Here is a 26,805-nt window from a genome sequence, read left to right as displayed (position 1 = left end):
GCAGCCTGTAAGAATGGGCGGGTGAGCGAAGCAGCAGCCCGTGCCGCGGGCCGGCCCCGGACCGGCACCGGCGGCGATGCCCCGCCCGCCAGCAGGCGGCAGGCCATCTACCTGGGTGTGTGCCTGGTGCTGATCGGGCTGAACCTGCGCACCGTGTTCTCCAGCTTCTCCGCAATCCTGCCGGAAATCACCGCGCAGGCAGCACTCCCTGGCTGGGCGGTGGTGGTCCTGACCACCGTGCCGGTCACGCTGCTGGGGGTGTTTGCGCCGCTGGCGCCCGTACTGGCCCGCCGGTTCGGGCCGGAGCGGGTGCTGCTCGGCGCCATGGCGGTCCTCACCGCGGGGCTCCTGCTGCGACCGGCCGGCGGACCCGGGACCAGTGGACCCGGGGCCGGACACCTGCCCGCCCTCCTCGCCGGCACCGCGGCCTGCGGTGCCGCGATCGCCCTGTGCAACGTGCTCCTGCCGGGCCTGGTGAAACGGGACTTCCCGCACCGGCTGGGCCTGATGGGAGGGCTGTACACCACGGCCATCTGCGCGTCCGCAGCCCTCGGCGCCGGCTTCACCTACCCCGTGTACACGGCCACAGGGGAGTGGACCGTGGCGCTGTGGGCCTGGGCGGTGCCGGCCGCCGTCGTCCTTCTCCTCTTCCTGCCCGCCGCCCTCCGCAGCCGGCCGGCCCGGCTGCGGGTCCACAGCGGGGGCGCCAACGTGTGGCGGTCCCCGGTGGCCTGGCAGGTCACGCTGTTTATGGTGCTGCAGGCGATGATGTCCTTCAGTGTCTTCGCCTGGCTGGCGCCCATCCTCCGCGAGCGCGGCGTGGACGGTGCCACAGCCGGGCTGATGGTCTCCGTCAGTATCGGCCTGCAGATGCTGGGCTCCCTGTTCGCCCCGGCCCTGGCCGCGCGGTTCCGGGACCAGCGGGCCATCAACACGGTGGTGGCGCTGATGACCGGCGGCGGGTTCGCGCTGAGTATCTTCGGCCCGCTGGACCTGGTGTGGGCCTGGGCCGGCTTGCTGGGGCTGGGGCAGGGCAGCCTCACCGCCGTCGCGTTGACCATGATCATGCTCCGCACCCGCGATGGCCACACCGCAGCCCACCTGTCCGGCATGATGCAGGGCGTGGGCTATGGGCTTGGCTCCACCGGAACGCTGCTGGTGGGCCAACTCCATCAGGCCACCGGCTCTTTCACTGCCGCTGGCATCATGTTCCTGCTGGTGGGCGCGCTCGCAGCAGTATTCGGCTACCGCGCCGGCATCCGCCGCTACGTGGACTGATGCGGGCGGGCCGCGCCGGGGCTGCGCCACCTGACCGGCCCGTCGCCGTCGCCCGCCAATGCGTCCCCCGGGTTCTGCAGCTGGCAGGATTTCAGGCTGAGGCAACCGCAGCCGATGCAGCCGTCCAGATCGTGCCGGAGGTGTTCCAGCGCCGCGATGCGGGCATCCAGCTCGGACCGCCACAGCCGGGACAGCCGTTCCCAGTCGCGTTTGGTGGGGGTGCGGCTCTCCGGCAGGGACTCCAGCGCAGCCAGGATGTCCTTCAACGGAATCCCCACGCGCTGCGACACCCGGATGAACGCCACCCGCCGCAGCGTGTCCCGCCGGTAGCGCCGCTGGTTTCCGGCCGTCCGTTCGGAACTGACCAGCCCGTTGCGTTCATAGAAATGCAGGGCCGACGCCGAGACGCCGCTGCGGCGCGACACCTCGCCGACGCCCAGGAGCTGGTGCGCCGTTGCCGCCTCATGTGCCATGCTTCCCCCAAACCCGTTGCCGCCCGCAGGCAGGCACCCGCTGCGCTTTTGACCTCAACCTTGGTTGAGGTCTTAGCGTAGCCTCCATGACCACCGAACAGGCCCAACCCGTGCTCGAAAAACCGCAAGACCCCGCCAGCCCGGGAATCCTCCAGCGCCCGCACGTGTGGGTCACCATCGGCGCCTGCGCACTGGTGTTCCTGAGCGCCTTCGAGTCCCTGGCGGTGACCACTATCATGCCGCTGGTCAGCCGGGAACTGGACGGCGCCGCCCTGTACGCCCTGGCCTTCGCAGGGCCACTGGCCACCGGCGTCATGGGCATGGTGGCCGCCGGAAACTGGTCCGACCGCAGGGGCCCTACAGCCCCGCTCTACCTCTCCGTGGCCATGTTTGTGGTGGGGCTGCTGATCGCCGGGACTGCCCTCACCATGCCGGTCCTGGTGGCCGGCCGGCTGGTGCAGGGCCTGGGCGGCGGCGCCATCACGGTGGCGCTTTACGTGATGGTGGCGCGGGTGTACCCGGCGGCGCTGCACCCCAGGATCTTTGCCGCATTCTCCGCGGCCTGGGTGATCCCGTCCCTGGTGGGTCCCTTCGCCGCCGGTGTGGTGGCGAGCGCCCTGAGCTGGCACTGGGTGTTCCTGGGCGTGGTGTTCCTGGTGGTCCCCGCCCTGGCCATGCTGGTCCCGGCTCTCCGCGGGATGGGCCGGCACGAACCTGCCGGCTCCGTGCTGCCGCCTTGGGAATTCGGGCGGCTGGCCTGGGCGGCGCTGGCAGCGCTGGCCGTGCTCGGGTTGAACCTGTCCGCCGGGGTCCGGGTGGACGGCTTTGCCGCGGCGCCCGTCCTGCTGGCAGCAGTGGCAGTCGCCGTGGCCCTGGTGGCGGTCCGCCCGCTGGTTCCCGGCGGGACCCTTCGGGCGCGCCGCGGGCTGCCCAGCGTCATCCTGGTCCGGGGCCTGGTTTCCGCTGCGTTCTTCGGCACCGAGGTGTACCTGCCATACCTCCTGATTGAGCGGTACGGCTTTTCGCCGCAGTTTGCCGGGCTGACGCTGACCGTTGGCGCCCTGGCCTGGGCCGGGGCTTCCACGGTGCAGGGCAGGCTGGGGGAGCGGCTGGCCCACCGCACGGCCATCCGGATTGGCTCCGCAGCCGTGTTTGGCGCAGTGGTGGTGGCGCTGGTGACCACGTGGCTGGACTGGCCGGCGGCTGTGGCCATTGCCGGCTGGGTGTTTGCCGGAGCGGGCATGGGGCTGGTGTATCCGCGGCTCAGCGTCCTCACCCTGGCATTGTCCACCAAAGCGACCCAGGGCTTCAACAGCTCCGCGATGAGCATCGCCGACTCACTGGGCGGGGCCCTGGCCCTGGCGGCCACGGCAATCATCTTCACCGGGTTGGCGGCGATGGGCGGCAGCTTTGTGGGCGTGTTTGGGCTGGCGGCCCTGCTGGCGGCCATTGCCGTGGTGGTGGCGCCCCGGATCCCCGCGGCGGACCGGCCGGCGCGGAAGGCAGCACGGGTTCGGTAGGGGGCTTTCCCGGGCTGGGATCCGAGCCGGAGTCCGGGTCCTGCTGCTGGCCGCCGGCTATAGCAGCCGGGTGGCGCGCAGCACCACGTCGGCGATGGTGAACTCCTGGCCCTCGGGCCCGGTGATGGGACGGTCGCGGGTGGTGAGCACCTCGATCTGCCACTCCGCGGCATCCAGCGACAGCTCCCTGGCCAGGTCCTCGCAGGTGTAGAACATTCCGTCGTGGGTGTGGGCGCCGCCCCACGGGGGCAGTTTGTCCGGGTGGTGCCCCACCACCAGCAGTGTGCCGCCCGGCTTGACCGCGGCAGCGGCTGCCCGCAGCGGGACCTGCCAGGCCAGGTCCTGGGAGTGCAGGAACTGGGAGGTGACCAGCTCGTACTGGCCCTCCGGCTGCCAATGGGCCAGATCCGCCTGCTGCCAGGCGATCCGGCCCGCAATGCCTTCGTCGGTGGCCTTTTTATGGGCGGCTGCGGCGTGCGCCTGCGCGCGTTCCAGTGCCACGGCGGACACGTCGACGGCGGTTACGTGCCAGCCCTGGTGTGCCAGCCAGATGGCGTCCGCACCTTCCCCGGCGCCAAGGTCCAGGGCTTTCCCGGGCCGCAGGCTGCCGGCCTCACGGACCAGTTGGGGATTGGGTTTACCGGACCAGACCTGCGCCCTGGAACGGTACCGTTCGTCCCATTCGGCGGCCGTGGCCCCGGTGCCGATCACTTCGGCGGAGGCTCCGGCGTCGTGCGTTCCCTGCTGGTGCGCCGCGTGTTCGCTCATGCCTCAAGCCTGCCCCGCGGCGCCCCCAAAGGCAACGCCCGGACCAGCTTTGGCGCCCTGCCTCCACAACGGGTTTTACGGCCCTTGACAGCGGCCCGGAGGCGCGTTCCGGAAGGGGCGCGGGCGGGGGATGCTAGACTGGAGGAACTTGATGTGCAGTGATGCCCACTTTCTCCCCTGAAATCCCCTGCGGATGCCGCGGAGTCCCGGAACCGGGAAGTGGGTTTTTTCATGTGAGAGGCACATCCTGCGTCGATGAACGCGTTCCATTTGGTCCCGGCCGGCTGCCCTTTTATGCAGCGGCCCGGTTGATCACCTGACTTTTCTTCGGCGAACCCCTGGTCCAACCGGCGCCGGGGGCCGATATCCGCCTGGATACCGCCTGAAAGACCGTATAAATACATGACTACTTTCGCTGCCCTCGGAACTCCCAAGGCACTTGCAGACACCCTTACCGCGCAGGGAATTGTTGAGCCGTTCCCCATCCAGGTCAAGACCCTTCCGGACACGCTGTCCGGACGAGACGTCCTGGGCCGCGGCCGGACCGGCTCCGGTAAAACCATCGCTTTCGCCATCCCGCTTGTAGCACGACTCGCTGAGCGGGAAGCCAAGCACTTCCGCAAGCCCGGCCGCCCCATGGGCCTGGTCCTTGCACCCACCCGTGAGCTGGCCACCCAGATCAACGCCACCATCGAGCCGCTGGCCAAGGCTGCCGGCCTGAACACCACCGTGATCTACGGCGGCATCTCCCAGGCCCGGCAGGAAAAGGCGCTGCGCGCCGGCGTCGACATTGTCATCGCCTGCCCGGGCCGGCTGGAGGACCTCATCCGCCAGCGCATCCTTACCCTTGAGGCCGTGGAAATCACCGTCCTCGACGAGGCCGACCACATGGCTGACCTGGGCTTCCTGCCCGTGGTCAAGAAGCTCATGGACATGACCCCCACCCAGGGCCAGCGCCTGCTCTTCTCCGCAACCCTGGACAACGGCGTCGACAAAATTGTCCAGCGTTACCTGTCCAACCCGCTCACGCACTCCGTGGACGATCCGCAGGCCGCCGTGACCACCATGGAACACCACGTCCTGGTGGTCAACGACCAGACCGTCAAGAAGCAGCTGATCGTTGAGCTCGCGTCCGGTGCAGGCCGCCGCGTCCTCTTTATGCGCACCAAGCACCACGCCCGCAAGCTGGCCAAGACCCTCACGGACGCCGGCATTCCCGCCGTCGACCTGCACGGCAACCTGTCGCAGAACGCCCGCGACCGCAACCTTGCCGAATTCTCCTCCGGTGATGTCCGCGTCCTGGTCGCCACCGACGTCGCAGCCCGCGGCGTGCACGTGGACGACGTCGAGCTGGTCATCCACGTGGACCCGCCCACCGAGCACAAGGCGTACCTGCACCGCTCGGGCCGTACCGCCCGCGCCGGTTCCGACGGAACGGTTGTCACGCTGACCCTCCCGGAGCAGCAGTCCGATGTCAAGAAGCTGATGAAGGCCGCCGGAGTTGAGGTCAACTTCGAGCGCGTCACCGCCAACTCACCCCTGGTGGCCGAGCTCGTGGGCGAAATGGCCGACAAGATCGATCCGCGGACCCGTGCGGCCCTGCTGGCCAAAAAGGCTGCGCAGCAGGGCGGCGGCACCTCCACCGGTGCCAACGCCGAGCGCAAGCGCGCACGCCGCCAGGCTGCACCCACCACAGGCGGCCGCGGCGGCCGTGGCGGACGCGGCAAGGTTTCGGCTGAGCCGGTCCGTTCCGACGTTCCCCGCGCTGAGCGCCGGGCCGTGGCTTTCGAAGGCCGCACCGAAGCACGCGCCGCTTTCGACCGCGTCAGCGAGCAGAACGAGGACCGCGCCGTCGCGGCAGCTGCGGCCCGCCGCAACGCCCGGGGCCGCGGCACCACTGCCAGCACCCACCGCAACGACGTCCCCGCGGCAGGTGGCCGTGCAGCGGCTGGCCGCGGTTCGGACGGCCGCACGGACTCACGCGTCACCCGCAGTGAGGCTCCCCGTGGCGGTACCGGCCGGCCGGCTTCCTCCGGTGGCCAGCGCAGCGGCCGTCCCGCCACCGGCCAGCGTGCCGGTGCTCCTGCCGGTGCCCGCACCGGTGGCCAGCGTTCGGCGGCAGGCTCCGCCAACGCCGGCTCGGCCGGCAACAAGGCTGTCTGGTCCTCCAACACCGGCGGCACCTCCGGCGGCTCCTACGGTGGCGGCAAGGATGGCGCAGGCAAGGGCGGTTCCGGCCGTCCCGCACGCGGCGGCCCCCGCCGTGCGTCAGCTCCGGCCTCCAACGAGCGCCGCAGCCGCTAAGGGTTTCTGACCTGGTCCAGGTGCCCCGCACCGCCGTTCACCACGGCAGTGCGGGGCACTTGGTGTTTAAGGGCTTACCAGCCGAGGGCGAGCCAGGTCACCAGCCGCGGGCGCGCCATTCGGGCAGGCTGGGCCGCTCGGCACCGAGCGTGGTGGGCTTGCCATGGCCGGGATGGACGACGGCGGAATCAGGGTAGGCGTCGAACAGCCGCTCGGTCACGTCCCCCAGCAGCTGGCCAAACCGTGCGGGGTCCGTGTGGGTGTTGCCCACGCCGCCGGGGAACAGCGAGTCTCCGGAGAAGATGTGGGCGGGCCCGTCGGGGTCCTCGTAGACAAATGCGATGGAACCGGCGGTGTGGCCGCGCAGGTGCACCGCGGTGAGGTCGAAGCCGTCGAAGTTGCCCACGTCCCCGTTCGCCAGGAGGACATCGACGGGGACCGGCAGTTCCGGGGCGTCGTCAGTTCCGGCCGCCGTCCTTGCGCCTGTTTCCGCGACGAGTCCCGCCAGCGCTCGGACGTGGTCCCAGTGCCGGTGTGTGGTGGCAATAAGGTCCAGCCGGGGTTCCGCGGAAGTATCCGCTGCCGCGTCCTGCAGCAATCCCTGGATGGCCGGAAGGTCGTCGGCGGCGTCGATCAGCACCTGCGCGCCCGTAGCCTTCGCGGTAAGCAGGTACACGTTGTTGTCCACCTCGCCCACGGAGATCCGGCGGATGGTCAGGGCGGGCAGGTCGTACTCGAGTGAATCCATGGGCCCAGTCTAGGGATGCCCCGTGCCTGGCGCAGCTACACCCGCGGCAGGTTGGACGACGCCACAACAGTGCCCGCCGCGTTCCTGATCTGCAGGGCCGCCACATCCCCGCGCAGCACCGCTGCGTTCATCCTGCAGGTGACCGTTTGGGCGGCCCCCAGGAAGGTGCCGGAATCCAGCTCCCGGCCGTCGGTCCGGACCAGCACCACTTCGAAGGATTCCCCCACGGGGAGCCCGTCGATGGCCAGGACCGTCTCCGTTCCCCAGGTGTGCGCCACCAGCGAAGCGTCAAAGGAGGTCCCGGCCGGGCTGCCCGAAAGCTGCACCCCCTCAATGGCACCGAGGGTTCCCGGCGGTCCGGTGGGTGGTGCCTGCTGGAAGGTGGCGAGCGCCGAACCGCCCAACCCGCCGATGACCAGCAGGGCTGCCGCCGCTGCCGCGAGCAGGGGCACGCGGTAACGGCGCCCGCCACTGGTTGGTGGGCCGCCGTCGCGCGCCCGCAAAACGTGCGCCCGGCTGGCCTCACGCTGCCCGGTACCTCCGGCCTGCACCCCGTGCTGTACCTCCGGCGTGCCGGCGTTTTCCGCCGTGACCGCCTTCGCTGTGGGCCCCGGTGCGGAAAGTTCCCGGGACAACGTGTCCATCGTTCCGGCGAGGCTGGCCGGAACGTCGTGCTCGGTCCATTCGATGCCGGATTCCGCGAGGCGGTGGTTGAGGCCCTCCAGCGCCTCAAGCTCGCGCAGCAGGGCCGGGTTGGCGGCACAGGCAGCGTCGAGTTCCCTGCGTTCGGCGGCACTGAGGCTGCCGGCGAGGGCCGCAGCCATCAGCTCATCCTCGCGTGACGGCTGGTTCATCACTGTCCCTCCTCCTCATCGCCGATGGCCCTTCGCAGGGCCTTAAGTCCGTAATACATGCGGGTACGCAGCGTTGCCGCCGGCACTCCGGTGCGCTGCTCGAGCTCCGCGTACGACATTCCGTTGAGCTGAACGGAAACAATCACGTCGCGGTGCTCCTGGCTGATCATGGCCAGGCCGCTTTGGAGCACCACCCTGTCCTCGATGGCGGACGCTCCGGTTTGGGGCGCTGCGGCCAGGTCCATCCGGGTATCCGGGACGGGAACGGGTCGGCGCTCGCGGGCCCGCAACTCGTCGATGATGACGTTCCGGGCGATGGCAAACAACCAGGTCCGTTCCGTGCCCTTGGCGGGTTCGTACCGGTTCCTGGCCCGCCACGCCCGCACAAAAGTTTCCTGGACACACTCCTCAGCGGTGGCCGGGTCCCTGGTGCAGTTGACCGCAAATCCGTACAGCGCGCTGCCATGCTCGGCAAAGGCGTCCCGTACGTTGAATGCGTCCATGGCGGGCCCGGACGGGGCCATCCACCTCTCGTCGGTCATGATCTGTCGCATCGTCGTCCGTCCGCAGGCCAGGTTGTTCTGCAGGGAATACGGTGCCGGGAGGTCCGGCGTTCACTGCCAAGGCAAGGAATCGCTGCGGTGCCGGTCCATAAAAACTTCTTCGGCGCCAGGTGAACGCCCGCAGCCATTGGCGAGTATACCTTTTCACGCAGCCCGACCTCCGGGACTGCCTGCAGAGCAAAGGGACACGATGAACACGTTGGCCAAAAAACGGATTGCTGCATTCACGGGAACCGCGGGGGCTATGGCACTGGCAGCTGTTGTGGCGGCGGCTCCTGCCTCCGCTGAAACACCAGTTGACCGGCCTGATTCCTTCACCAGCATGTACACGGTCCAGGCCCTGCCGGAGAACGTGGTGGGACCGGATGGTGCGCCGGCGCCGGGGCAGCCGGGAGCGTGGGGCACCTTCAACTTCATGATCAATTCGGACCTGGACGTGATCTGCTACGACATCAGCCTGACCGGTGTCACCGGTCCGTACCAAAGCGCTGCCAAGACGGCCACCCATATCCACCAGGCCGTCCAGGGCAAAAACGGCCCGCCCCGGATTGCTTTCCCCAATCCGGTGGGCGAAGGCAACTCCACCAGCTCGGGCTGCCTTAAGGGCCCCTTCAGCACGGGCATCAAGGCCGACAACGGAACGGATACCGGAGAAGGCTTCACCCTCAAGCAGCTTGAAGCCAACCCGTCCGGGTTCTCCGCCGACACCCACACGGCAGCGTTCGTTCCCGGCGCGGTACGCGGGCAGCTGGCAGTGATGCCGGTGGGTGGCGTGGACACCGGCGTCGCCGCCGCCGCACCCGCCCAACCGGCCGTGGCCGTGACGCTGGCTGCCGGGACCGTAGGCGTTGCGGCGCTGGGAACGTTCCTTCTGGTCAGGGCACGGAACCGGACCAGCTAAAGCAACACGCTGCCCCGGGGGTGGCCGGCATTGGGGGCCGGCCATCCCTCGCGGGTGCTAGATACCCAGGTCCATGGTGGTGGAGTAGATCTGCTTGGCAGGCGCGGCCGCCAGGATCTCACCGAGACTGCTGGCGCCTTCGGGCGTGGTGCGCCAGGCAGCGTAGTCGCTGTGGTCCTGGGTGGTGGCCCACTTCTCCACCACAAGGATGTGGCCCGGATCGGCATCGTCCACCAGGGCCTCGATCCCCTCATTACCCGGCCAGGCGCGTGTCGCTGCCAGCGTTTCGCTGAGGAACCGTGGGGCGTCCGCCAGCCGGTCAGGAGCGATCCGGACTTCAAAATGAACAATCGTGGACATGTATTTCCTTCGGTTCGGTGCCCCGGCCGGTGATGCCGGCCCGTCAAAGATGCAACGGGGCAGGATGCGGTTTTCTTCCGTTGCGGAACATTCTGCCGGGCAGCCTTGCCCGTGACAGGTTTCATAAAAGTCGGCCCTTTGGTGGTGGCGTTGATAGCGTCGAAAGTGAGCGAGACCCACCATGACGCGGGCTGACTGATTGCGGAGCGCCCCGACGAGCCACGCAAACCCCGCCGTCCACACCAGCCTCAAAACTGAAATGGGACCCATTGAGCCAGAATTCGCAACCGCCCGCGCACGCCGCGGGACCCTCATCCGAAGAAACGCAGCAATCTCCTGCCGCCAACGCCGCGCCCGCCGCCGAAGCCAAAACCAGAGTCAACAAAACAGTCTTTTTTGGCTCCGCCATCGGCGTGGTGGCCATCGCACTGTGGGCCATCCTCGCCAAAGACAACGCAGACGCAGTGATCGGCTCCATGGTGGGCTGGGTGTCAACCAACATGGGCTGGTACTACTTCCTGATCGTCACCGCAGTGGTCGTTTTTGTCCTGGTGGCGGCACTGTCGCGGGTCGGGAAAACGAAGCTGGGCCCGGACCACTCCAAACCGCAGTTCGGGATGTTCACGTGGGCGGCCATGCTGTTCGCGGCGGGCATCGGCATCGACCTGATGTTCTTCTCGGTCTCCGAACCTGTCAGCCAGTACCTGGCCCCGCCGCAGGGCGAGGGCGGCACGGCTGAGGCGGCACGCCAGGCCCTGGTTTGGACGCTGTTCCATTACGGCATCACCGGCTGGGCGCTGTATGCACTGATGGGCCTGGCCCTTGGCTACTTCTCCTACCGCCACAACCTGCCCCTCAGCATCCGCTCCGCGTTGTACCCGATCTTTGGCAAGAAGATTGAGGGGCCCATCGGGCACGCCGTGGATATTGCTGCCCTGCTGGGCACCATCTTCGGCATCGCGACGTCCCTGGGTATCGGCGTCGTCCAGCTCAACTACGGGCTGAACTTTATGTTCGGAATCCCCGAAAACCTGGCGGTGCAGATCGGCCTGATCGCACTGTCGGTGGTGATGGCCACCGTTTCCGTGGTGTCCGGCGTCGAAAAGGGCATCCGGCGGCTGTCCGAACTGAACGTGATCCTGGCCGTCTGCCTGATGCTGTTCGTCCTGGTCACCGGCAAAACCAGCTTCCTGCTGGACGGGATCGTCCAGAACGTCGGCGACGTGATGAGCCGGTTCCCCGCCATGACCCTCGATACCTTCGCCTACGACAGGCCCACGGACTGGATGAACGCCTGGACACTGTTCTTCTGGGCCTGGTGGATCGCCTGGGCACCGTTTGTTGGCCTGTTCCTGGCCCGCATCTCCCGCGGGCGCACCATCCGCCAGTTTGTCCTGGGCACCATGACCGTGCCCTTCATCTTCATCGTCCTCTGGATCTCCATCTTCGGAAACTCCAGCCTTGACCTGATCATGAACGGCAACCTGGCGTTCGGCCAGGACGCCATGAGCCACCCGGAACGCGGCTTCTACAGCCTGCTGGCCCAGTACCCGGCAGTTCCGGTGACGGCCGCCGTCGCCACTTTCACGGGCCTGCTGTTCTACGTGACCTCCGCGGACTCCGGCGCCCTGGTGATGTCCAACTTCACGTCGCACCTGAAGGACGCGGACTCGGACGGCCCCGAATGGATGCGGGTGTTCTGGGCCGTTGCCACCGGCCTGCTGACCCTGGCCATGCTGACAGTGGGCGGTGTCACCACGCTGCAGAACGCCACAATTGTGATGGGCCTGCCGCTGTCCTTGCTGCTGGTGCTGATCATGCTGGGGTTGTACAAGGCGCTGAGGGTGGAAAACTCGCTCAACGACAGCTACCGCGCCAGCCTGCCCGGCATCATCACGGGGCGCTCCCTGGACCAGCGCGGCGGCCGGACCTGGCGGCAGCGGCTCACGCGGGCCATGAGCTACCCCGGGCGCAGGCCGACCACACGCTTCGCGGAGGCAGTGGCCATCCCGGCGCTGCAGGACGTCGAGGCCGAACTGAAGGCGCAGGGGGCGGAAACGGCCTTGACAGTGGCCACCGTGGAGGCCTGTGGCATCCAAAGCATCGACCTGCAGCTGGCCATGGGGGAGGAGCGGACGTTCAAGTACCAGATCTATCCGGTCCAGTACGAAACCCCCAGCTACGCCACCCGCCGCGCCGACCCGGACGACCACTACTACCGCATGGAGGTGTTTTCCCTGGAGGGCAGCCACGGCTACGACCTTATGGGCTACACCAAGGAACAGGTCATCACCGATGTCCTGGACCACTACGAGCAACACCTTGAATTCCTGCACCTGAACCGCGCAGCACCGGGCAACACGGTGCTCGTGGAGGATCAGGTCGCTAAAGACAACTGGGAATCAGACTTCGAAACGCAGGAGGAAACAAAATGAGCACCGAGACGCTATACATCGGCGGCACCTGGACCGCAGCATCCGACGGCGGCACCCGGGACATCCATTGCCCGGCCGACGGCGAATTGGTTGGCACAGTCTCCGAAGGCACCGCAGCGGATTCCACCCGCGCCGTGGAGGCTGCCCGGGCAGCCTTCGACTCAGGCGAATGGTCCGGCAAGTCGCCGCTGGAGCGCGGCACGTTCCTGATCAACGTGGCCAACCGGCTGCGGGAACGCAAGGACGAGTTCGCCCGCGCGGAAACGCTGGACACCGGCAAGCGCCTGGTGGAAAGCGAAATCGACATGGACGATATCGCCAACTGCTTCGAATACTTCGGCAAGCTCGCAGGCCAGGATTCGGGCCGGATGGTCGACGCCGGCAGCCCCACGGTGGTCAGCCGGATCGAGTACGAGCCCGTTGGCGTCTGCTCGCTGATCGCCCCCTGGAACTACCCGCTCCTGCAGGCTTCCTGGAAGATCGCCCCCGCCCTGGCCGCTGGCTGCAGCTTTGTCCTCAAGCCCAGCGAACTGACCCCGCACACCGCCATCCTGATGGTGGACGTGCTGCAGGAGCTGGGCCTGCCCGCCGGGGTGGCCAACCTGATCCTCGGCGCCGGCAAAACCGTGGGCACCGTCCTTTCCAGCCACCCGGACGTGGACCTGGTCTCCTTCACCGGCGGCCTGGAAACAGGAAAAACCATTGCCGCCTCCGCGGCCGGATCGGTGAAGAAGGTAGCGCTGGAACTGGGCGGCAAAAACCCCAACATCGTGTTTGCGGACGCCGATTTCGACGCCGCCCTGGACAACGCGCTCAACGCGGCCTTTGTACACTCGGGCCAGGTCTGCTCCGCCGGGGCCCGCCTGATCGTGGAGGAATCCATCGCCGAAGACTTCGTTGCGGAACTGGTGCGCCGGGCTGAGCAGATCCGCCTGGGCGGCCCCTTCGACCCCGCTGCAGAAACAGGTCCGCTGATCTCCGCCGCCCACCGCGACAAGGTCACCGCCTACGTGGACAAGGGCATCGCTGAAGGCGCCCGCCTGCGTTGCGGCGGCGCCTGGGGGACCGGGGACCTGGAGAAGGGCTTCTACTACCTGCCCACCATCCTCGACCAGGTCAAGAGCGGCATGTCCGTGGTGGTGGATGAGGCCTTCGGCCCCGTAGTCACCGTGGAAACCTTCAGCACCGAAGCGGAAGCCGTGCAGATCGGAAACGACACCCACTATGGGCTCGCCGGGGCCGTCTGGTCCCAGGACGCCGGAAAAACCCAGCGCGTGGCCCGCGCACTGCGCCACGGCACCATCTGGATCAACGACTTCCACCCCTACCTGCCGCAGGCCGAGTGGGGTGGCTTCGGCCAGTCCGGCGTCGGCCGGGAGCTGGGCCCCACCGGGCTCGCCGAGTACCAGGAAGCCAAGCACATCTACCAGAACACCGACCCGCAGGTCACCGGCTGGTTCGCTGACCACGCCGCCGCTACAGAGGGGAACTGAGATATTGAGCTCCGCAGTAAAGACTGACTTCGACTACATCGTGATCGGTGGCGGATCCGCCGGCGCCGCTGTTGCGTCCCGCCTCAGCGAGGACCCCGCGCTGGAGGTTGCCCTGGTGGAAGCCGGCCCGGACGACCGGGACCTGCCCGAAATCCTGCAGCTGGACCGCTGGATGGAACTGCTCGAATCCGGCTACGACTGGGACTACCCCATCGAGGAGCAGGAAAACGGCAACTCCTTTATGCGCCACGCCCGCGCCAAAGTGATGGGCGGCTGTTCAAGCCATAACTCCTGCATCGCCTTCTGGGCGCCCCGCGAAGACATCGACGACTGGGAGCAGAAGTTTGGCGCCACCGGCTGGAACTCCGAGCTGGCCTACCGGCTGTACAAGCAGCTGGAGACCAATGAGGACGCCGGCCCCGACGCACCGCACCACGGCGACAGCGGACCCGTGCACCTGATGAACGTCCCGGCGTCGGACCCCACCGGCCGTGCCCTCCTGGACGCCTGCGAACAGTCCGGGATTCCCAAAGTCCACTTCAACACCGGCGAGACGGTGATCAACGGTGCCGGGTTCTTCCAGATCAACCGGCAGGCTGACGGCACCCGGGCGTCGTCGTCCGTGTCCTACATCCACCCCATCATGGACCGGGCCAACTTCACGCTGCTGACCGGGCTGCGCGCCAAGGAGCTGACGTTCGACGCCGGCAACCGGTGCACGGGAGTGGCAGTGGTGGACAACGCGTTCGCTAAAACCCACCAGCTCACTGCGCGCGCAGAGGTGGTTGTTTCCACGGGCGCCATCGATTCGCCCAAGCTGCTGATGCTCTCCGGGATCGGACCGGCCGCCCAGCTGGCGGAGTTCGGCATCCCCGTCCGGGTGGACTCACCCGGTGTGGGCGAGCACCTGCAGGACCACCCCGAGGGTGTCATCCAATGGGAAGCCAAACAGCCCATGACGGAAACCTCCACCCAGTGGTGGGAAGCGGGCATCTTCACGCCCACGGAGGAGGGCCTGGACCGTCCCGACCTGATGTTCCACTACGGGTCCGTCCCGTTCGACATGCACACGCTCCGACAGGGGTTTCCCACCACCGAGAACGGCTTCTGCCTCACTCCCAACGTCACCCACGCGCGCTCCCGCGGCACGGTCAAGCTCCGCAGCCGGGACTTCCGCGACAAACCCAGGGTTGACCCGCGGTACTTCACCGATCCCGAGGGACACGACATGCGCGTGATGATCGCCGGCATCCGCAAGGCCCGGGATATTGCTTCCCAGCCCGCGTTGGCGGAGTGGGTGGGCACCGAGCTGTACCCCGGCTCCGCCATCCAGACGGATGAGCAGATCGCCGGCTACATCCGCGCCACCCACAACACGGTTTACCACCCGGCCGGCACTGTGCGGATGGGGGCGCCGGAGGATGAGATGTCGCCGCTGGATCCCGAACTGCGGGTCAAGGGTGTCACCGGGCTCCGGGTCGCGGACGCTTCGGTGATGCCGGAACTGACCACGGTCAACCCCAACATCACCACCATGATGATCGGTGAGCGGTGCGCCGAGCTGGTCCGCGGGGCCCGGACGGCCTGACCGTGCGTTGACCTTAGGGTGCGGAGGGCAGGTACGACGGCGGGTCCCCGGGACCCGCCGTCGGCCCGCCTCAAAGGTGGGGAAACTCAGCGGGCCGAGGCGTCTTTTCCGGCCGGCAGGGCTTTCAGGCCTGCCGCGCAGGCGACGATCCCGGCGATGAACACCACTTTGACGATGCTGAAGGCCTCGGCGCCGGTGGCCATGGCCCAGCCGACGGTCAGAGCGGCCCCGATGCCCACCCACACGGCGTACGCGGTGCCCAGCGGGATGTGGCGGATGGCCAGGCCCAGGCCCACCATGCTGAGGGTGGCCGCCAAAGCGAACACTGCGGTGGCAGCGGGCTCCGTGAACCCGTTGGACAGGCCCAGGGCTGTGGCCCACACGGCTTCGAGGACCGCGGAGAGCAGCAGCAGTGGCCAGGCGAAGGACGCGCCGCGCATCACGCCACCACCTTCAGGCCAACCACGCACACGGCGATGCCGGTGAGCAGGAGCAGGCGGGCCGCCGTCGGGCGTTCAACTTTGGTGGCCATGGCGTAGGCGGAGGTGAGCACCACGCCTACGCCCACCCAGACGGCGTAGGCCGTGCCGGTGGGAATGGACTGCATGGCGATGGCCAGGCCGGCCATGCTGGCGGTGACGGCTGCGAGGAACACTGCGAGCGGCGCCAGCCTGCGCCGGCCGGTGGCGGTGAAGGCCTTGTTGAGGGCTGCGGCCCAGACGGCCTCCAGCGCTCCGGAGAAGATGAGGATAATCCACGACATGACGTATTCCTTTGGCCAGTCTTGTCGCGTGCCGGGTACTGAACCGTCGTCCGGAGGCTCAAGCGGTGGAGCCTTGCGGCAAGCCTAGCAACCCCGGATCGGGGGTGGCCAGTATTGGTGGCAAAGGTCACCACTGCGCCCCCCTCTCCCAACTGACTCGCAGTTGTTGTCGTTTTGAGGGCTCAAAACGACAACAACTGCGAGTCAGTTGGGGAGCGTTCCAGCCACGGGTCCTCAGCCCCAGGGGATGATCCTGTCCGCTCCGTCCCGCGTGGCCGCGATGATCCGGGCGTTGGCCTCATCCGGGCCCAGTGCCCAGGCTTCCGCCGCCGTCCTGTCCATCCCGAACTCCACATGCCGGTCCACCAGCCTGCCCAGCCGCACGGCGGGCGGCGTGTCAATGAACCACACCTCGTCAAGCTGCGCGCGGACCTCCGGCCAGGGCGCCTGCGAGGCGAGCAGGTAGTTCCCCTCGGTGATCACCAGGGAAACGGACGAGGGAACGCCGATGGAAGCCGCCACAGGCTCATCCAGGGTCCGCTGGAATTCGGGCGCATACACAACTTCTTCATCCCGCAGCACAAGCCGCCGCAGCAGCGAGAGGTACCCGCCGGCGTCGAACGTGTCCATGGAACCTTTGCGCTCCCGCAGCGGTGTGCCGTCGATGATGCTGTTGGCGAGGTGGAATCCGTCCATGGGGACCACTGCGGCGGCGTCGGGACCGAACTGGTGCTGCAGCCAGGCCGCGAACGTGGATTTGCCGGAACCGGGAGCCCCCGTGATGCCCAGCATTGTGCGGCGGCGGCCTGACAACCGCTCCCGCAGGGAGGCCACTGCCAGCCGCGCTTCGGGTGAGTCCATAACAAAAGCCTAGGCCCCAGCCCAACTGACTGGCAGTTGTTGTCGTTTTCGAGGCTCAAAACGACAACAACTGCGAGTCAGTTGGGTGGGGCGGCGCAGGGCTGGGCCGAGGGGGTGGGCTTAGGGGGTGGGCTTAGAGCGAGCCGCCCGCGGTTTCCGGGGCCGAGGCGTCCTGGCCGCTGTCGCCCACGGTTTCGCGGGCGATGAAGTTCTCGATGTCGAACAGGTTGTCCGCGCGCTCTGCAATGTTCAGCAACGTGGTCATGGACGCCACTTCCTCCACCTGCTCCTTAAGGAACCACAGCATAAACTGCTCACCGAGGGCGTCGTTCTCGCCGCGGGCGGCCCGGAACAGGGCCTCGATGTTGCGGGTGACTTCCTTTTCCTGCTCCAGCGCCAGGGCCAGGGGCTCGGTCACCGAAGAGAAGTCGTTGCGGACCGCGGGAACGCCGGGGATGGTGAACGGGATGTCCCGGTCCAGCATGTACTGCACCATCATCATGGCGTGGTTGCGCTCTTCCACGGACTGCCGGTAGAAGTAGCGGGCAAGCTGCGGGAGGTCTTCGTTGGCAAACCAGGTGGCCACCGCAATGTACTGCTGCGAGGCCGTGAACTCGTTGCCGATCTGGGTGGACAGGAGCGCGTTAAACGTGGAGGAAGTCATGGCTTGAGTCTAGGGTTCGGCCGCGCGGGCCAGCCAGTGTGGGAAGGCTCGGCTTGCGGAAGGAAAGGCTGGCCTACCTGCGGTAACGCTCAGACGGCGTCGACCGAGACCACAGCCAGGAAACCCCGCCCCAGGATTTCGGGGGAGCTTTCGTCGGCGCCCACCACGGCGTCGTACCGGCCCAGGTCCACAGGGCCGCCGCCCGCCACGCTGGCCGCTGCCTGCCCCTGCAGCAGCACGGCAAGCTGCCCCGCAAAAACGGGATGCGCACGCTTTTTGGACAGCTCAATGATGGAGGTGTACCCCTTGAACTTTCCGCTGCGGGTGATGACGTTGAGGTTGCGGATGTCGCCGGTGGGCAGCGAACCGGCGGCCGGTGCGCCGCCGTCGAACCGGAACGGGCGGTACTTTTCCAGGGGATGGTCCGCTCCGTCCACCGTGAGCAGCAGCAGCTCACCTTCCACCACAGTGAGGACCCGCTCCATGCCCGGGAACGGGGAGAAATCACCGGCTTTGGTGACCTCGGCAATGCTCACCCGCCAGTCCCAGTCCTGGGCCGCCGCGCCCTGCGGGTGGCTGGCCAGGTCCCGGGTCACCCCGCCGCCGTTGCGCCAGGGGGTGGCCTTAAGGTCTGCGAAGCGGATGATCTGCATCAGCCCAGCCTAGTTCCCGGCAGCCGGCGGAGGTGCCATCGTGCATCGCGGGAAGGGGCCGTCCCTGCTACTCTCCACCCGGGGGACAACACGTAAACGTACCTGAAGGAGCCGGGAATGTTCGTCAAAGTGTGTGGTCTCAGCACGCCCGAATCGGTCCGCGAAGCAGTGGCGGCCGGGGCGGATGCCGTGGGATTTGTCCTGACCGCGAGCCCAAGAGTGGTTTCGCCGTCCCAGGCGGCGGCGCTGCTCGCGGAGGTCCCGGCGGGTGTGACGCCCATCGGCGTGTTCCGTGACGAGCCGCTGGCGGATGCCGCCCCAATCGCCCGCGCGGCCGGCCTCGACTGGATCCAGCTGCACGGCACCAGGACCCGGGAAGACGTTGCCAAAGTGCACGACGCCGGCATGAAGTTGGTCCGGGCCATCACCCTGGGTGCCACTGCGGAAGAGTTCGAGGACTGGGGTGAGGACCTGCTCCTGATCGACGCCGCGGTCCCGGGCTCGGGTGAGTCGTGGGACTATGCTTCGGTGGCTGCCTTGCCGGTGCTTGCCGGCCGGTCCTGGCTGCTGGCCGGCGGACTGGACGCCGGCAACGTGGCTGCCGCCGCCGGGGCGGCGCAGGCCTGGGGTGTGGATGTTTCCTCCGGCGTGGAGGCGTCCCGCGGGGTCAAGGACCTGGCCAGGATCCGGGCCTTTGTCCACGCGGCCAAGCCCGGCGTCCGCACCTAGGTTTTTCAGGGATCGTTCAGGGTGGTCACCCACCGCGGAAGCCAACCCGTCGGGGGACAATGGACAGATGAAGACTCTGCTCAACATCATCTGGCTGGTATTCGGCGGGTTCTGGCTTGCCCTGGGCTACTTCGCAGCCGGGATCATCTGCTGCCTGCTGATCGTCACCATCCCGTGGGGGATCGCGTCGTTCCGCATCGCGGCCTACGCACTGTGGCCTTTCGGGCAGATGGTGGTGGACAAACCGGGCGGAAACGGGCCGTTCGCCCTGCTGGGCAACGTGATCTGGCTGCTGGTGGCCGGGATCTGGATCGCCATCGGCCATGTGGCCACCGCGATCGCGATGGCCGTCACCATCATCGGCATCCCGCTGGCCATCGCCAACCTCAAGCTCATCCCGGTGTCCCTGATGCCGCTGGGCAAGCAGATCGTGCCCAGCAACACCCCGTTCGTCCAGGCGTACCGGTAGGCCGAAGCTGGCTGGGCAGTGCAGCTAGCCCGGCATTTCGTCCGGCCGCAGGGCCCGCAGCACACAAAATTCGTTGCCGTCAGGATCGGCCATCACCACCCAGGTGACGTCCGGCCCCTGGCCCACGGAGACCTGCTTGGCGCCCAGGCCTTCCAGCCGGGCCACTTCGGCGTCCCGGTTTTCCGGCCGGAGGTCAAGGTGCAGCCTGTTTTTGGGTCCTTTGGCTTCGGGTACCTTCAGGAACAGCAGGTCCGGACTGACCCCGTCTTCGGGACTGCACGCGGGCGGCTCCAGCACAATCTCGTCCGCCTCCTCGTAGGTCCGCCGCCAACCCAGGGCGGCTTCCCAGAAGGCTGCCGGGACCCGGGGATCGGTGGAATCAATGCAGACGGCTTGGATGCGCAGGCTCATCCGAGCAGTGTTGCACTGCCGGCGCCGGCCGTAAAGGACCACGCCGCCGAGGCAACCCGTGGGAACCGGTCAGGGCCGCCGGAAAATCCCGTCCGACAGGATGGCCACCGAGTCGCTGCCGTCCAGTTCGGCGGCGATATCCACATCCTCCGCAAAGCCCGCCCCCACCAGTTCACGGCCGCTGGAACAGCCGTGCAGCATCTCCCGGAGGCTTGGTTCGGCCGCTCCGAAGACCGCCGCCGCAGCAACCGCTTCCGGCGAATACCCGTGCCAGTCAAAGTCGCCTTCCTCGGGTCCGCCCCGGGAATTGTCCGCAGCAATCCTGGCGGGCCACTGCGCAGCCAGGGCGGTGATGAACGCGCCGGCGCCGATCGCATCCTCCACGGCAGGGCGCAGGCTGCCATCGGGCCAGCGTTCACCGGCCGCAATCACGGCGATCACAGCGTCTGCCGGCAGGTTGGCTGCCACCCAGTCCGCAGTGGCGGCGGCGTTCCGCAAGCAAACAGCGGCAACCAGGTGCACTTCGCCAGCCAGCTGGTGGCACAGTTCGGAGCCGTTGGGGGATGGCAGTACCACCCGGCCCAGGGACTGCGCGGTCCGCAGGCTGGCGGGGGACAGGCTCAGCCCGCCGCCGTCACGCGGTCCGGCCAGCAGCGCATTATGGTGGGCAGCGAAATCCTCGGCGCCCGTATCCCGCCAGCGGTACGGAACAACCTCCGCGCCGCGGTCCAGGGCCACACTGACGCACGTGGTGAAGGAGAGGACGTCCACCACCACGGCGAGGTCGGTGCCGGGCGCAACCGTCGCGGCGCCGTCGTGACCCCACTCCAGCCTGACCGTGAAAGGCAGTTGGCGGTGCGCCGCACTTGCGGTATGCACGTGGCGGGGGTTCGTTCCCGGTGCGTTCATGCCAGTTCTCCGTGCAGGTTCCGGTGCGCGGCGCCCAACCAAAGGTCCCTTGCGCGGTGTCCGTGGAACAAGGGCTCAAGGTCCAGGAGCCGGCGGACGACGGCGGCCCGGCCGGCGGCGAAATCAGCGTCAGGCACGTGCGCGTAATCGAGCCGGACGGCGGCAAGGTACCGGGCGTATTCCGCCGGGTCGCCGCCAAGGACGGAAAGATCGGCATCACAGAGCAGCGCCCCGTCGGTGTCTCCGGCTTCGGGGCGGTGGTGGCTGGTCAGCAGGACCAGCCGGGCCACCTCCTCGACCTCGGCCGCCGGCAGCCCGGTGCCGCGGAGCCGGTCCAGGGCCAGCCGCGCCGACTCCTCTTCGTCCTGCCCGGGGATTCCCTGGTAGACGGCGTCGTGGAACCATGCGGCCAAAAGGACTGTCCTGGGAACAGCAGCCGGTTCGTTAAGGAGGTCCAGGGCTTCGAGGATGGACAGCAGATGGGTGCGGCCGTGATAGTGCCGGTGCGGTTCACTCCACCGGTCCAGCAGGTCCAGGAAGAGGGCGTCGTGGCCGGGCATAACGGCCTCCCAGCGGTCCTGAAGCGGGACCTTCAGGGACTTGTTCCGCTGCCGGGCGGGAATGCGCAGGCCGCTGGCAATGAGTTTGCGGACCAGGACCCTGGCTTCGACGGGCAAGGCGCCCGCCGCCACCAGGTCATCGAAGCGGCGCTCCGCCACGTCGTAGTGGTCGCCGTCGAATGCCCTTTCGGGAATACCGGCCGCGGCGGCAAAGGCGTGCAGTTCCGCCAGCGACCCATCCGAAACCAGATGGGAGAAGTGCGTCCCGTGCGCAGGCCAAAGCGGCGGGTCGATGTAGATGGCCATGACGGAAGTCTAGTAGGCCGGCTCCGGCGCCCAGCCTGCCAGCGCGCTCCCGGCTGCGTATTACAAGTTTGTCATAGCCCGTGACAAGAATAATAAAGACCGGTAGTCTCCGGAGGGGCGGACAGTCACCACCTCTTCCCGCCCGCCTACACCGAACCGACCTGGCGTCCCGACGACGGCTGCGCCAGGCATCCGCGAAGGAGCCACCGCTTTGAAACTCGCCAGGATTCTTGCCACCGCCGCCGCGGCCGCCGCACTGATGGGGCCGCTGCCGGCCCATGCTGCTCCGGCCGCCGGCGGAGACAGTGCCAGCCCGGACATCGCGGGCGGTGCCACCACGACGATTTCGGCGGCACCCTACGCGGCGCAGATTTCCTTCGACGCCACGGGGACCAATGTGGGCTGCACAGGCAGCCAGATCTCGGCGAACTGGGTCATCACCGCCAAGCACTGCGATTCCCCGTCGCTGCAGTCGGTGCGGCTGGGCACCACGTATCTGGAGACCGGCGGCACGGTGAAGACGGTTGCCGGCCGTTATGCCTCCAGCACGGGGGATGTCCTGCTCCTTAAGCTCTCCACCCCGCATTACGGCTCCTATGTGGGCCTGTCCGGCAGCGTCCCCGCCACCGGTGCTGCCGCCAAGGTCTATGGCTGGGGCGACCAGACCGAGGGCGCCGGAACCATGTCCTACACCTTCAAAACCGCGAACGTCACCGTGGCGGGCCAGGGCAGCGACACGTATGGGGGCGTCTCGGTGCGCACCCAGTCGCAATCCGGCCACACGCTGGGCGGCGACTCCGGCGGGCCCCTGGTGGTGAACGGCAAGTTGGTGGGTGTGTTGTCGACATCGAGCATTCTGCCCACACCCAACCCGTCAACGTTTACCCGCTACTACAACGACCACGCCTCGGTGGCCCGCAACCTCAGCTGGATCACCAGCGTCTCCGGGGTGGCTGGCTCGTAAGGCTCCGGAACAGAACCATCGGCGGCCGGCTCCCCCCAAGGGGCCGGCCGCCGTTTTGTCGCCGCCAGCCACGCTGGCGGCGCATGTTCGCTGAGGGCAGACGTTCCTGCCGTCCGGATCGGCCTAAAAGGTTCCTTTCACAAAGTTGAGCGTTGTACACTCAACTTAGAATTTCCGCCCCTGAAAGGAGCCCTCGTTGGACGTCAAATTCACCACCAAGAGCCAGGAGGCCCTCTCGGCCGCCGCCATGAACGCCTCCACCGCCGGAAACCCCCAGGTGGAGCCCGCCCACCTGCTCAAGGCGCTGATGGACCAGCGCGACAGCGTGGCTGTGGCGCTGCTGAAGGCAGCCGGCGCCGATCCTGATGCCGTCAGTGTGCAGGCCAGCAGCGCCATCAAGGCCCTGCCCGCAGCATCCGGCGGCTCCACCCAGCAGGCGCAGCTCTCCCGGCCGGCGCTGCAGGCAATCCAGAACGCCAACACCGAGGCCGAAAGCCTGGGCGATACCTACGTCTCCACCGAGGTGCTGCTGTTGGGACTTGCGGCCGGCAGCGACTCCGTCGGACGGATCCTGCGCGACGCCGGCGCCTCCCATGAAGCGCTGCGCGCCGCAGTGCCGGGAGTCCGCGGCGACCGGAAGGTCACCAGCCCGGATCCGGAGAACACGTTCCAGTCGCTCGAAAAATTCGGCACCGACCTCACCGCTATGGCACGGGCCGGCAAACTGGACCCGGTGATCGGGCGGGACACCGAAATCCGCCGGATCGTCCAGGTCCTGAGCCGCCGGACCAAAAACAACCCGGTCATCATTGGCGAGCCGGGCGTGGGCAAGACCGCCGTGGTGGAGGGCCTGGCGCAACGTATGGTGGCCAACGACGTGCCGGAAAGCCTGCGCGGCAAGACCCTGATCTCCCTGGACCTTGCATCCATGGTGGCCGGCGCCAAGTACCGCGGCGAGTTCGAGGAGCGGCTGAAAGCCGTCCTGGAAGAGATCCGGAACTCTGACGGCCAGATTGTCACGTTCATCGATGAAATCCATACGGTGGTGGGGGCGGGTGCCACCGGTGAGTCGTCAATGGATGCCGGCAACATGCTCAAGCCGATGCTGGCCCGGGGCGAGCTGCGGCTGATCGGTGCGACCACCCTGGATGAGTACCGCGAGAACATCGAAAAGGACCCGGCCCTGGAACGCCGCTTCCAGCAGGTGTACGTGGGCGAGCCCAGCGTGGAGGACACCATTGGCATCCTCCGTGGCCTGAAGGCCCGCTATGAGGCCCACCACAAGGTGACCATCGCCGACTCCGCGCTGGTGGCCGCCGCCGGCCTGTCCAACCGCTACATTTCCGGCCGCCAGCTGCCGGACAAGGCCATTGACCTTGTGGACGAGGCCGCGTCCCGGCTGCGCATGGAAATTGACTCAGCACCGGTGGAAATCGACCAGCTGCGCCGCGCCGTGGACCGGCTGACCATGGAGGAACTGGCCCTTGCCAAGGAGACCGACCAGGCCTCGGTGGAACGCCTGGCCGCGTTGCGGGCGGACAAAGCCGACAAAACCGAGGAACTGGACGGCTTGAACGCCCGCTGGGATGCCGAGAAGGCGGGCCTGAACCGGGTGGGAGACCTCAAAGCCAAACTCGATGGGCTGCGGATAGCCGGCGAGAAGGCCAAACGCGAAAGCGACTGGGAGACCGCATCCCGGATCGAATACGGCGAAATCCCCGCCCTGGAGCGCGAACTGAAGGCAGCCGCCGAAGCCGAGGCCGCAGTGACGGACAAGTCGGCCCAGATGGTGGCGGAGCAGGTTACCGCGGACGACATCGCCGAAGTCATCTCGGCCTGGACCGGCATCCCGGCAGGCCGGATGCTGCAGGGCGAAAGCCAGAAGCTGCTCCACATGGAGGACGAGCTGGGGCGCCGCCTGATCGGGCAGCAGCAGGCCGTCACTGCGGTTTCGGACGCTGTCCGGCGGGCCCGGGCGGGCGTCAGCGACCCCAACCGCCCCATGGGATCGTTCCTGTTCCTGGGTCCAACCGGCGTGGGGAAAACTGAGCTGGCCAAAGCCCTGGCGGACTTCCTGTTCGACGACGAACGCGCCATGGTGCGCATCGATATGTCCGAGTACAGCGAGAAGCACTCCGTGTCGAGGCTGGTTGGCGCCCCGCCGGGATACGTGGGATACGAGGAGGGCGGCCAGCTGACCGAGGCCGTCCGGCGCCGGCCGTATTCAGTGGTGCTGCTTGATGAGGTGGAAAAAGCCCATCCCGAGGTCTTCGATATCCTCCTGCAGGTGCTGGACGACGGCCGCCTCACCGACGGGCAGGGCCGCACCGTGGACTTCCGCAACGTCATCCTGGTGCTGACCTCGAACCTCGGCAGCCAGTTCCTGGTGGACCAGGCCCTGGACCAGGACGCCAAGCGGAAGGCCGTGATGGCCACCGTAAACGCCGCCTTCAAACCCGAATTCCTGAACCGGCTGGATGAAGTGGTGCTGTTTGACCCACTGAACGTCGAGGAGCTGGCCCGGATTGTGGAGCTGCAGGTGGCGGAAATGGGCCGGCGGCTGCAGGACCGCCGCCTCACCCTGGAGGTCACCGAGGCCGCCAGGTCCTGGCTGGCGCTCTCCGGCTTCGACCCGGCCTACGGCGCCCGCCCGCTCCGCCGGCTGGTGCAGCGCGAGATCGGCGACCGGCTGGCCAAGGCCATCCTCTCCGGCGACATCAGCGATGGTGACACGGTGCTGGTGGATACCGCCGCCGACGTCGACGAGCTCACTGACGGGACCCTGGCTGCGCTCAGTGACCAGGGTGACGGAATTGTGGAGCAGGTCCGCGCCGGCCGCTTCGAAGGGGCCGGGCTTTCCGTGCGGCGGAAGGACTGAGGGCTACGGCAGCACGCTGGCATTGATGACATTGCCGGTGGCCGCCGTGACGTAGCAGTCCACCCGGCGGTCACCGGATGCCCAGCTGGTGCTGCTGGGGTAGCTGCGCTGGAACTCCAGCGTGTAGCCGTCGGCCGCCGGGGACAACCTGGCGGCCTGGCACGCCTCCTGCGCCTTGGCTTTGAGCGCGTCCGAGCCGGGGTAGGTGCCGTCGCCGGGGTAGCGGTACAGCGACACCAGCTGCGCCGAGTGGCCGGTGTTGCACGGCACAACAGTGGCCGTCAGGGCCTCGGGATCGAAGTCGCGGAAACAGTCGCCCAGCGCGTACCCGGCAGGCTCCACGCCTTCTTTCGGGGACTCCAATGCGGTGGGGGCCGGCGTGACCGCCGTTTCCAGGGCGCCGTCCTTGGTTGACCCGTTCGAATCCCGGCCGGAGTTCAGCCACAGCGCCAGCCATACCAGCCCGCCCACCACGAGCAGCAGGACGACGGCGAAGAACACCTTCCACAGGGTTGTCCGGTTGAGTGCCCGGTTCGGCAGCCGTGGTGCGTCAGCCGCGGGCGCCAGGTTGGGGCCCCCGACGGGGCTGCTGCCGCCGCCTGCCGAGGGCGTGCCGGAGGCGGGCGGGGTGGAAGGCCTGGGTGGGACATCCTGGTGGTTCACGGGGTGCACCTTCCTGCGTTTTTCGCACTGCGGGATCCGGTGCGGGCCGTCCCGGCAGCTGTTCTTAAGACTCTACCGAACAAAAAAGCGGGAAACCCGGGGGATCGGCAAGGGGGGGGCTGCTGCGATCCGGCTGCGGAGGCCGCGGCTGGCAAGCAGTGGCAGCTTAAAGCATGTAATCTAGGGGTACGACAAATTGACCAAACATTCCGGGGCCTCACTAACGCCAATGGTGACCACCTCCGGTCCGAGTACAAAAGGGGGTCACGCCATGGGGCGCGGCCGTCAAAAGGCAAAAGCTACCAAACAGGCTCGGGACATTAAGTACTATTCCCCGAACACTGACTACACAGCTCTCCAGCGTGAGCTTAAGAGCTCTGAAGTCCGTGCGCCGAGCCGTTTCGCCAACGAACCGGTTGAACCGGACTATTCGGCCTACGTGGACAAGTACGCGGATGATTTGGAAGAAGACGACGACGGGGTACACACCCGCCGCATCGGCTAGTTGTCGCTTGCCGCTCCGGCCTTCGGGCCGCAGCGCTGTGACGCCGCCGCACAGCTGTTCCCGCACGCCCCGCGTGTGACCACAGCGGGTGCGGCGCTTCTTTTCCGGCACCCGGATCCAGAAGGATTCCCCGCGCCGGATGCAGTCAGCTGCCCGCCGCCGGCACCGTACCAACGGTGCGGGTG

The 26,805-nt window shown here is 67.7% G+C and carries 27 protein-coding genes and 1 riboswitch; of the genes, 12 read left to right on the top strand and 15 right to left on the bottom strand.

Translation table 11 applies throughout. The annotated features are described in order from the left end of the window. Window positions 1-21: 21 nt before the first annotated feature. Window positions 22-1,278 carry an MFS transporter gene (locus ACRB8A_RS17380; RefSeq protein ID WP_082178335.1) on the top strand — a complete coding sequence of 419 codons (1,257 nt, stop codon included), beginning with the start codon at window positions 22-24 and terminating at the stop codon, window positions 1,276-1,278. Here ACRB8A_RS17380 and soxR read toward each other — a convergent pair. Then, a complete protein-coding gene (soxR, locus tag ACRB8A_RS17375) occupies window positions 1,266-1,751 on the bottom strand; it encodes a redox-sensitive transcriptional activator SoxR (RefSeq protein WP_050686393.1) in 486 nt (161 codons plus the stop codon). The genes ACRB8A_RS17380 and soxR overlap by 13 nt on opposite strands. An 86-nt stretch (window positions 1,752-1,837) precedes the next feature. Here soxR and ACRB8A_RS17370 point away from each other — a divergent pair, with 86 nt between their 5' ends. Further along, window positions 1,838-3,271 (top strand): MFS transporter, encoded by a 1,434-nt coding sequence (locus tag ACRB8A_RS17370; protein ID WP_432245211.1) that lies wholly within the window; start codon window positions 1,838-1,840, stop codon window positions 3,269-3,271. A gap of 57 nt (window positions 3,272-3,328) precedes the next feature. Here the strand turns inward: ACRB8A_RS17370 and ACRB8A_RS17365 are convergent, their stop codons facing one another. After that, on the bottom strand, window positions 3,329-4,039 hold the full coding sequence (locus ACRB8A_RS17365) for an SAM-dependent methyltransferase (protein WP_432245210.1): 711 nt from the start codon (window positions 4,037-4,039) through the stop codon (window positions 3,329-3,331). Between the two features lie 402 nt (window positions 4,040-4,441). On the opposite strand from ACRB8A_RS17365, the gene ACRB8A_RS17360 reads away from it, so the two are divergent. Then, entirely contained in the window at window positions 4,442-6,343 is a 1,902-nt protein-coding gene (locus ACRB8A_RS17360; protein ID WP_050686399.1) for a DEAD/DEAH box helicase, read from the top strand. Window positions 6,344-6,440: 97 nt separating this feature from the next. Here the strand turns inward: ACRB8A_RS17360 and ACRB8A_RS17355 are convergent, their stop codons facing one another. The 3 genes from ACRB8A_RS17355 to ACRB8A_RS17345 are packed head-to-tail and all read right to left on the bottom strand — an operon-like array spanning window position 6,441 to window position 8,487. Then, complete coding sequence (locus ACRB8A_RS17355; RefSeq protein WP_432245209.1) at window positions 6,441-7,091, bottom strand: MBL fold metallo-hydrolase; 651 nt, start codon at window positions 7,089-7,091, stop codon at window positions 6,441-6,443. A gap of 35 nt (window positions 7,092-7,126) precedes the next feature. Continuing rightward, window positions 7,127-7,945: a hypothetical protein gene (locus ACRB8A_RS17350; protein ID WP_432245208.1), complete on the bottom strand. Its 819-nt coding sequence runs from the start codon at window positions 7,943-7,945 to the stop codon at window positions 7,127-7,129. Continuing rightward, a complete protein-coding gene (locus ACRB8A_RS17345; RefSeq protein WP_432245207.1) occupies window positions 7,945-8,487 on the bottom strand; it encodes an RNA polymerase sigma factor in 543 nt (180 codons plus the stop codon). Before ACRB8A_RS17345 ends, ACRB8A_RS17350 begins: the two co-directional genes overlap by 1 nt. Window positions 8,488-8,752: 265 nt before the next feature. On the opposite strand from ACRB8A_RS17345, the gene ACRB8A_RS17340 reads away from it, so the two are divergent. Continuing rightward, window positions 8,753-9,409 (top strand): CHRD domain-containing protein, encoded by a 657-nt coding sequence (locus ACRB8A_RS17340; protein ID WP_432245206.1) that lies wholly within the window; start codon window positions 8,753-8,755, stop codon window positions 9,407-9,409. 57 nt (window positions 9,410-9,466) lie between these two features. On the opposite strand, the gene ACRB8A_RS17335 is transcribed toward ACRB8A_RS17340, so the two are convergent. Further along, window positions 9,467-9,769 (bottom strand): putative quinol monooxygenase, encoded by a 303-nt coding sequence (locus ACRB8A_RS17335; RefSeq protein WP_050686406.1) that lies wholly within the window; start codon window positions 9,767-9,769, stop codon window positions 9,467-9,469. 269 nt (window positions 9,770-10,038) lie between these two features. On the opposite strand from ACRB8A_RS17335, the gene betT reads away from it, so the two are divergent. Genes betT through ACRB8A_RS17320 form a run of 3 tightly spaced genes read left to right on the top strand, consistent with a single transcriptional unit; the run spans window position 10,039 to window position 15,285 of the window. After that, the gene (betT, locus tag ACRB8A_RS17330) at window positions 10,039-12,204 is read left to right on the top strand and encodes a choline BCCT transporter BetT (protein ID WP_432245205.1); all 2,166 of its coding nucleotides are present in this window, start codon (window positions 10,039-10,041) and stop codon (window positions 12,202-12,204) included. Continuing rightward, window positions 12,201-13,697 (top strand): aldehyde dehydrogenase family protein, encoded by a 1,497-nt coding sequence (locus tag ACRB8A_RS17325; protein WP_050686408.1) that lies wholly within the window; start codon window positions 12,201-12,203, stop codon window positions 13,695-13,697. Before betT ends, ACRB8A_RS17325 begins: the two co-directional genes overlap by 4 nt. 4 nt (window positions 13,698-13,701) lie before the next feature. After that, window positions 13,702-15,285, top strand: a complete 1,584-nt coding sequence (locus ACRB8A_RS17320) for a GMC family oxidoreductase (protein WP_432245204.1) — start codon at window positions 13,702-13,704, stop codon at window positions 15,283-15,285. Between the two features lie 86 nt (window positions 15,286-15,371). Here ACRB8A_RS17320 and ACRB8A_RS17315 read toward each other — a convergent pair whose 3' ends face one another. From ACRB8A_RS17315 to ACRB8A_RS17295, 5 genes are all read right to left on the bottom strand, one after another. Continuing rightward, complete coding sequence (locus tag ACRB8A_RS17315; protein WP_432245203.1) at window positions 15,372-15,725, bottom strand: DMT family transporter; 354 nt, start codon at window positions 15,723-15,725, stop codon at window positions 15,372-15,374. After that, on the bottom strand, window positions 15,725-16,048 hold the full coding sequence (locus tag ACRB8A_RS17310; RefSeq protein WP_285240515.1) for a DMT family transporter: 324 nt from the start codon (window positions 16,046-16,048) through the stop codon (window positions 15,725-15,727). Before ACRB8A_RS17310 ends, ACRB8A_RS17315 begins: the two co-directional genes overlap by 1 nt. A gap of 10 nt (window positions 16,049-16,058) precedes the next feature. Next, window positions 16,059-16,125: riboswitch (guanidine-III (ykkC-III) riboswitch) on the bottom strand. A gap of 157 nt (window positions 16,126-16,282) precedes the next feature. Next, window positions 16,283-16,909, bottom strand: coding sequence for a nucleoside/nucleotide kinase family protein (locus tag ACRB8A_RS17305; RefSeq protein WP_432245202.1), 627 nt, complete (start codon window positions 16,907-16,909; stop codon window positions 16,283-16,285). Between the two features lie 133 nt (window positions 16,910-17,042). Beyond that, window positions 17,043-17,573: a ferritin gene (locus ACRB8A_RS17300; RefSeq protein WP_050686982.1), complete on the bottom strand. Its 531-nt coding sequence runs from the start codon at window positions 17,571-17,573 to the stop codon at window positions 17,043-17,045. Window positions 17,574-17,662: 89 nt separating this feature from the next. Beyond that, complete coding sequence (locus ACRB8A_RS17295; protein WP_056595554.1) at window positions 17,663-18,226, bottom strand: HutD/Ves family protein; 564 nt, start codon at window positions 18,224-18,226, stop codon at window positions 17,663-17,665. Window positions 18,227-18,343: 117 nt separating this feature from the next. Between ACRB8A_RS17295 and ACRB8A_RS17290 the strand changes: the two genes are divergently transcribed. Together ACRB8A_RS17290 and ACRB8A_RS17285 are read left to right on the top strand one after the other, a co-directional pair. Beyond that, window positions 18,344-18,955, top strand: coding sequence for a phosphoribosylanthranilate isomerase (locus tag ACRB8A_RS17290; protein ID WP_056595552.1), 612 nt, complete (start codon window positions 18,344-18,346; stop codon window positions 18,953-18,955). A gap of 67 nt (window positions 18,956-19,022) precedes the next feature. Then, a complete protein-coding gene (locus ACRB8A_RS17285; RefSeq protein ID WP_050686979.1) occupies window positions 19,023-19,424 on the top strand; it encodes a YccF domain-containing protein in 402 nt (133 codons plus the stop codon). Window positions 19,425-19,448: 24 nt separating this feature from the next. Here ACRB8A_RS17285 and ACRB8A_RS17280 read toward each other — a convergent pair whose 3' ends face one another. From ACRB8A_RS17280 to ACRB8A_RS17270, 3 genes are all read right to left on the bottom strand, one after another. Further along, entirely contained in the window at window positions 19,449-19,835 is a 387-nt protein-coding gene (locus tag ACRB8A_RS17280; protein WP_056595549.1) for a VOC family protein, read from the bottom strand. A 69-nt stretch (window positions 19,836-19,904) separates the two neighbouring features. Beyond that, the gene (locus ACRB8A_RS17275; protein WP_056595546.1) at window positions 19,905-20,744 is read right to left on the bottom strand and encodes a 2-phosphosulfolactate phosphatase; all 840 of its coding nucleotides are present in this window, start codon (window positions 20,742-20,744) and stop codon (window positions 19,905-19,907) included. Then, window positions 20,741-21,610: a DUF4031 domain-containing protein gene (locus tag ACRB8A_RS17270; protein WP_050686976.1), complete on the bottom strand. Its 870-nt coding sequence runs from the start codon at window positions 21,608-21,610 to the stop codon at window positions 20,741-20,743. Before ACRB8A_RS17270 ends, ACRB8A_RS17275 begins: the two co-directional genes overlap by 4 nt. Window positions 21,611-21,821: 211 nt before the next feature. On the opposite strand from ACRB8A_RS17270, the gene ACRB8A_RS17265 reads away from it, so the two are divergent. After that, window positions 21,822-22,574: a S1 family peptidase gene (locus ACRB8A_RS17265; RefSeq protein ID WP_050686975.1), complete on the top strand. Its 753-nt coding sequence runs from the start codon at window positions 21,822-21,824 to the stop codon at window positions 22,572-22,574. A gap of 196 nt (window positions 22,575-22,770) precedes the next feature. Further along, window positions 22,771-25,452 carry an ATP-dependent chaperone ClpB gene (gene clpB / locus ACRB8A_RS17260; RefSeq protein ID WP_432245201.1) on the top strand — a complete coding sequence of 894 codons (2,682 nt, stop codon included), beginning with the start codon at window positions 22,771-22,773 and terminating at the stop codon, window positions 25,450-25,452. A 3-nt stretch (window positions 25,453-25,455) separates the two neighbouring features. Here clpB and ACRB8A_RS17255 read toward each other — a convergent pair whose 3' ends face one another. Next, complete coding sequence (locus tag ACRB8A_RS17255; RefSeq protein WP_056595541.1) at window positions 25,456-26,115, bottom strand: septum formation family protein; 660 nt, start codon at window positions 26,113-26,115, stop codon at window positions 25,456-25,458. A gap of 271 nt (window positions 26,116-26,386) precedes the next feature. On the opposite strand from ACRB8A_RS17255, the gene ACRB8A_RS17250 reads away from it, so the two are divergent. After that, window positions 26,387-26,620: a DUF3073 domain-containing protein gene (locus ACRB8A_RS17250; RefSeq protein WP_050686970.1), complete on the top strand. Its 234-nt coding sequence runs from the start codon at window positions 26,387-26,389 to the stop codon at window positions 26,618-26,620. Window positions 26,621-26,805: the final 185 nt, after the last annotated feature.

This window comes from Arthrobacter sp. G.S.26 (assembly GCF_050847375.1).
GTDB lineage: Bacteria > Actinomycetota > Actinomycetes > Actinomycetales > Micrococcaceae > Arthrobacter.
Note: the sequence above shows the minus strand (reverse complement) of the source record. Positions and strands in the feature narration are given on the sequence as shown.

Coding starts and splice junctions, on each gene's coding strand:
- soxR (WP_050686393.1), bottom strand. CDS start 1,751: ATGGCACATGAGGCGGCAACGGCGCACCAGCTCCTGGGCGTCGGCGAG.
- ACRB8A_RS17370 (WP_432245211.1), top strand. CDS start 1,838: ATGACCACCGAACAGGCCCAACCCGTGCTCGAAAAACCGCAAGACCCC.
- ACRB8A_RS17365 (WP_432245210.1), bottom strand. CDS start 4,039: ATGAGCGAACACGCGGCGCACCAGCAGGGAACGCACGACGCCGGAGCC.
- ACRB8A_RS17360 (WP_050686399.1), top strand. CDS start 4,442: ATGACTACTTTCGCTGCCCTCGGAACTCCCAAGGCACTTGCAGACACC.
- ACRB8A_RS17355 (WP_432245209.1), bottom strand. CDS start 7,091: ATGGATTCACTCGAGTACGACCTGCCCGCCCTGACCATCCGCCGGATC.
- ACRB8A_RS17350 (WP_432245208.1), bottom strand. CDS start 7,945: ATGAACCAGCCGTCACGCGAGGATGAGCTGATGGCTGCGGCCCTCGCC.
- ACRB8A_RS17345 (WP_432245207.1), bottom strand. CDS start 8,487: ATGACCGACGAGAGGTGGATGGCCCCGTCCGGGCCCGCCATGGACGCA.
- ACRB8A_RS17340 (WP_432245206.1), top strand. CDS start 8,753: ATGGCACTGGCAGCTGTTGTGGCGGCGGCTCCTGCCTCCGCTGAAACA.
- ACRB8A_RS17335 (WP_050686406.1), bottom strand. CDS start 9,769: ATGTCCACGATTGTTCATTTTGAAGTCCGGATCGCTCCTGACCGGCTG.
- ACRB8A_RS17325 (WP_050686408.1), top strand. CDS start 12,201: ATGAGCACCGAGACGCTATACATCGGCGGCACCTGGACCGCAGCATCC.
- ACRB8A_RS17315 (WP_432245203.1), bottom strand. CDS start 15,725: ATGCGCGGCGCGTCCTTCGCCTGGCCACTGCTGCTGCTCTCCGCGGTC.
- ACRB8A_RS17310 (WP_285240515.1), bottom strand. CDS start 16,048: ATGTCGTGGATTATCCTCATCTTCTCCGGAGCGCTGGAGGCCGTCTGG.
- ACRB8A_RS17305 (WP_432245202.1), bottom strand. CDS start 16,909: ATGGACTCACCCGAAGCGCGGCTGGCAGTGGCCTCCCTGCGGGAGCGG.
- ACRB8A_RS17300 (WP_050686982.1), bottom strand. CDS start 17,573: ATGACTTCCTCCACGTTTAACGCGCTCCTGTCCACCCAGATCGGCAAC.
- ACRB8A_RS17295 (WP_056595554.1), bottom strand. CDS start 18,226: ATGCAGATCATCCGCTTCGCAGACCTTAAGGCCACCCCCTGGCGCAAC.
- ACRB8A_RS17290 (WP_056595552.1), top strand. CDS start 18,344: ATGTTCGTCAAAGTGTGTGGTCTCAGCACGCCCGAATCGGTCCGCGAA.
- ACRB8A_RS17285 (WP_050686979.1), top strand. CDS start 19,023: ATGAAGACTCTGCTCAACATCATCTGGCTGGTATTCGGCGGGTTCTGG.
- ACRB8A_RS17280 (WP_056595549.1), bottom strand. CDS start 19,835: ATGAGCCTGCGCATCCAAGCCGTCTGCATTGATTCCACCGATCCCCGG.
- ACRB8A_RS17275 (WP_056595546.1), bottom strand. CDS start 20,744: ATGAACGCACCGGGAACGAACCCCCGCCACGTGCATACCGCAAGTGCG.
- ACRB8A_RS17270 (WP_050686976.1), bottom strand. CDS start 21,610: ATGGCCATCTACATCGACCCGCCGCTTTGGCCTGCGCACGGGACGCAC.
- ACRB8A_RS17250 (WP_050686970.1), top strand. CDS start 26,387: ATGGGGCGCGGCCGTCAAAAGGCAAAAGCTACCAAACAGGCTCGGGAC.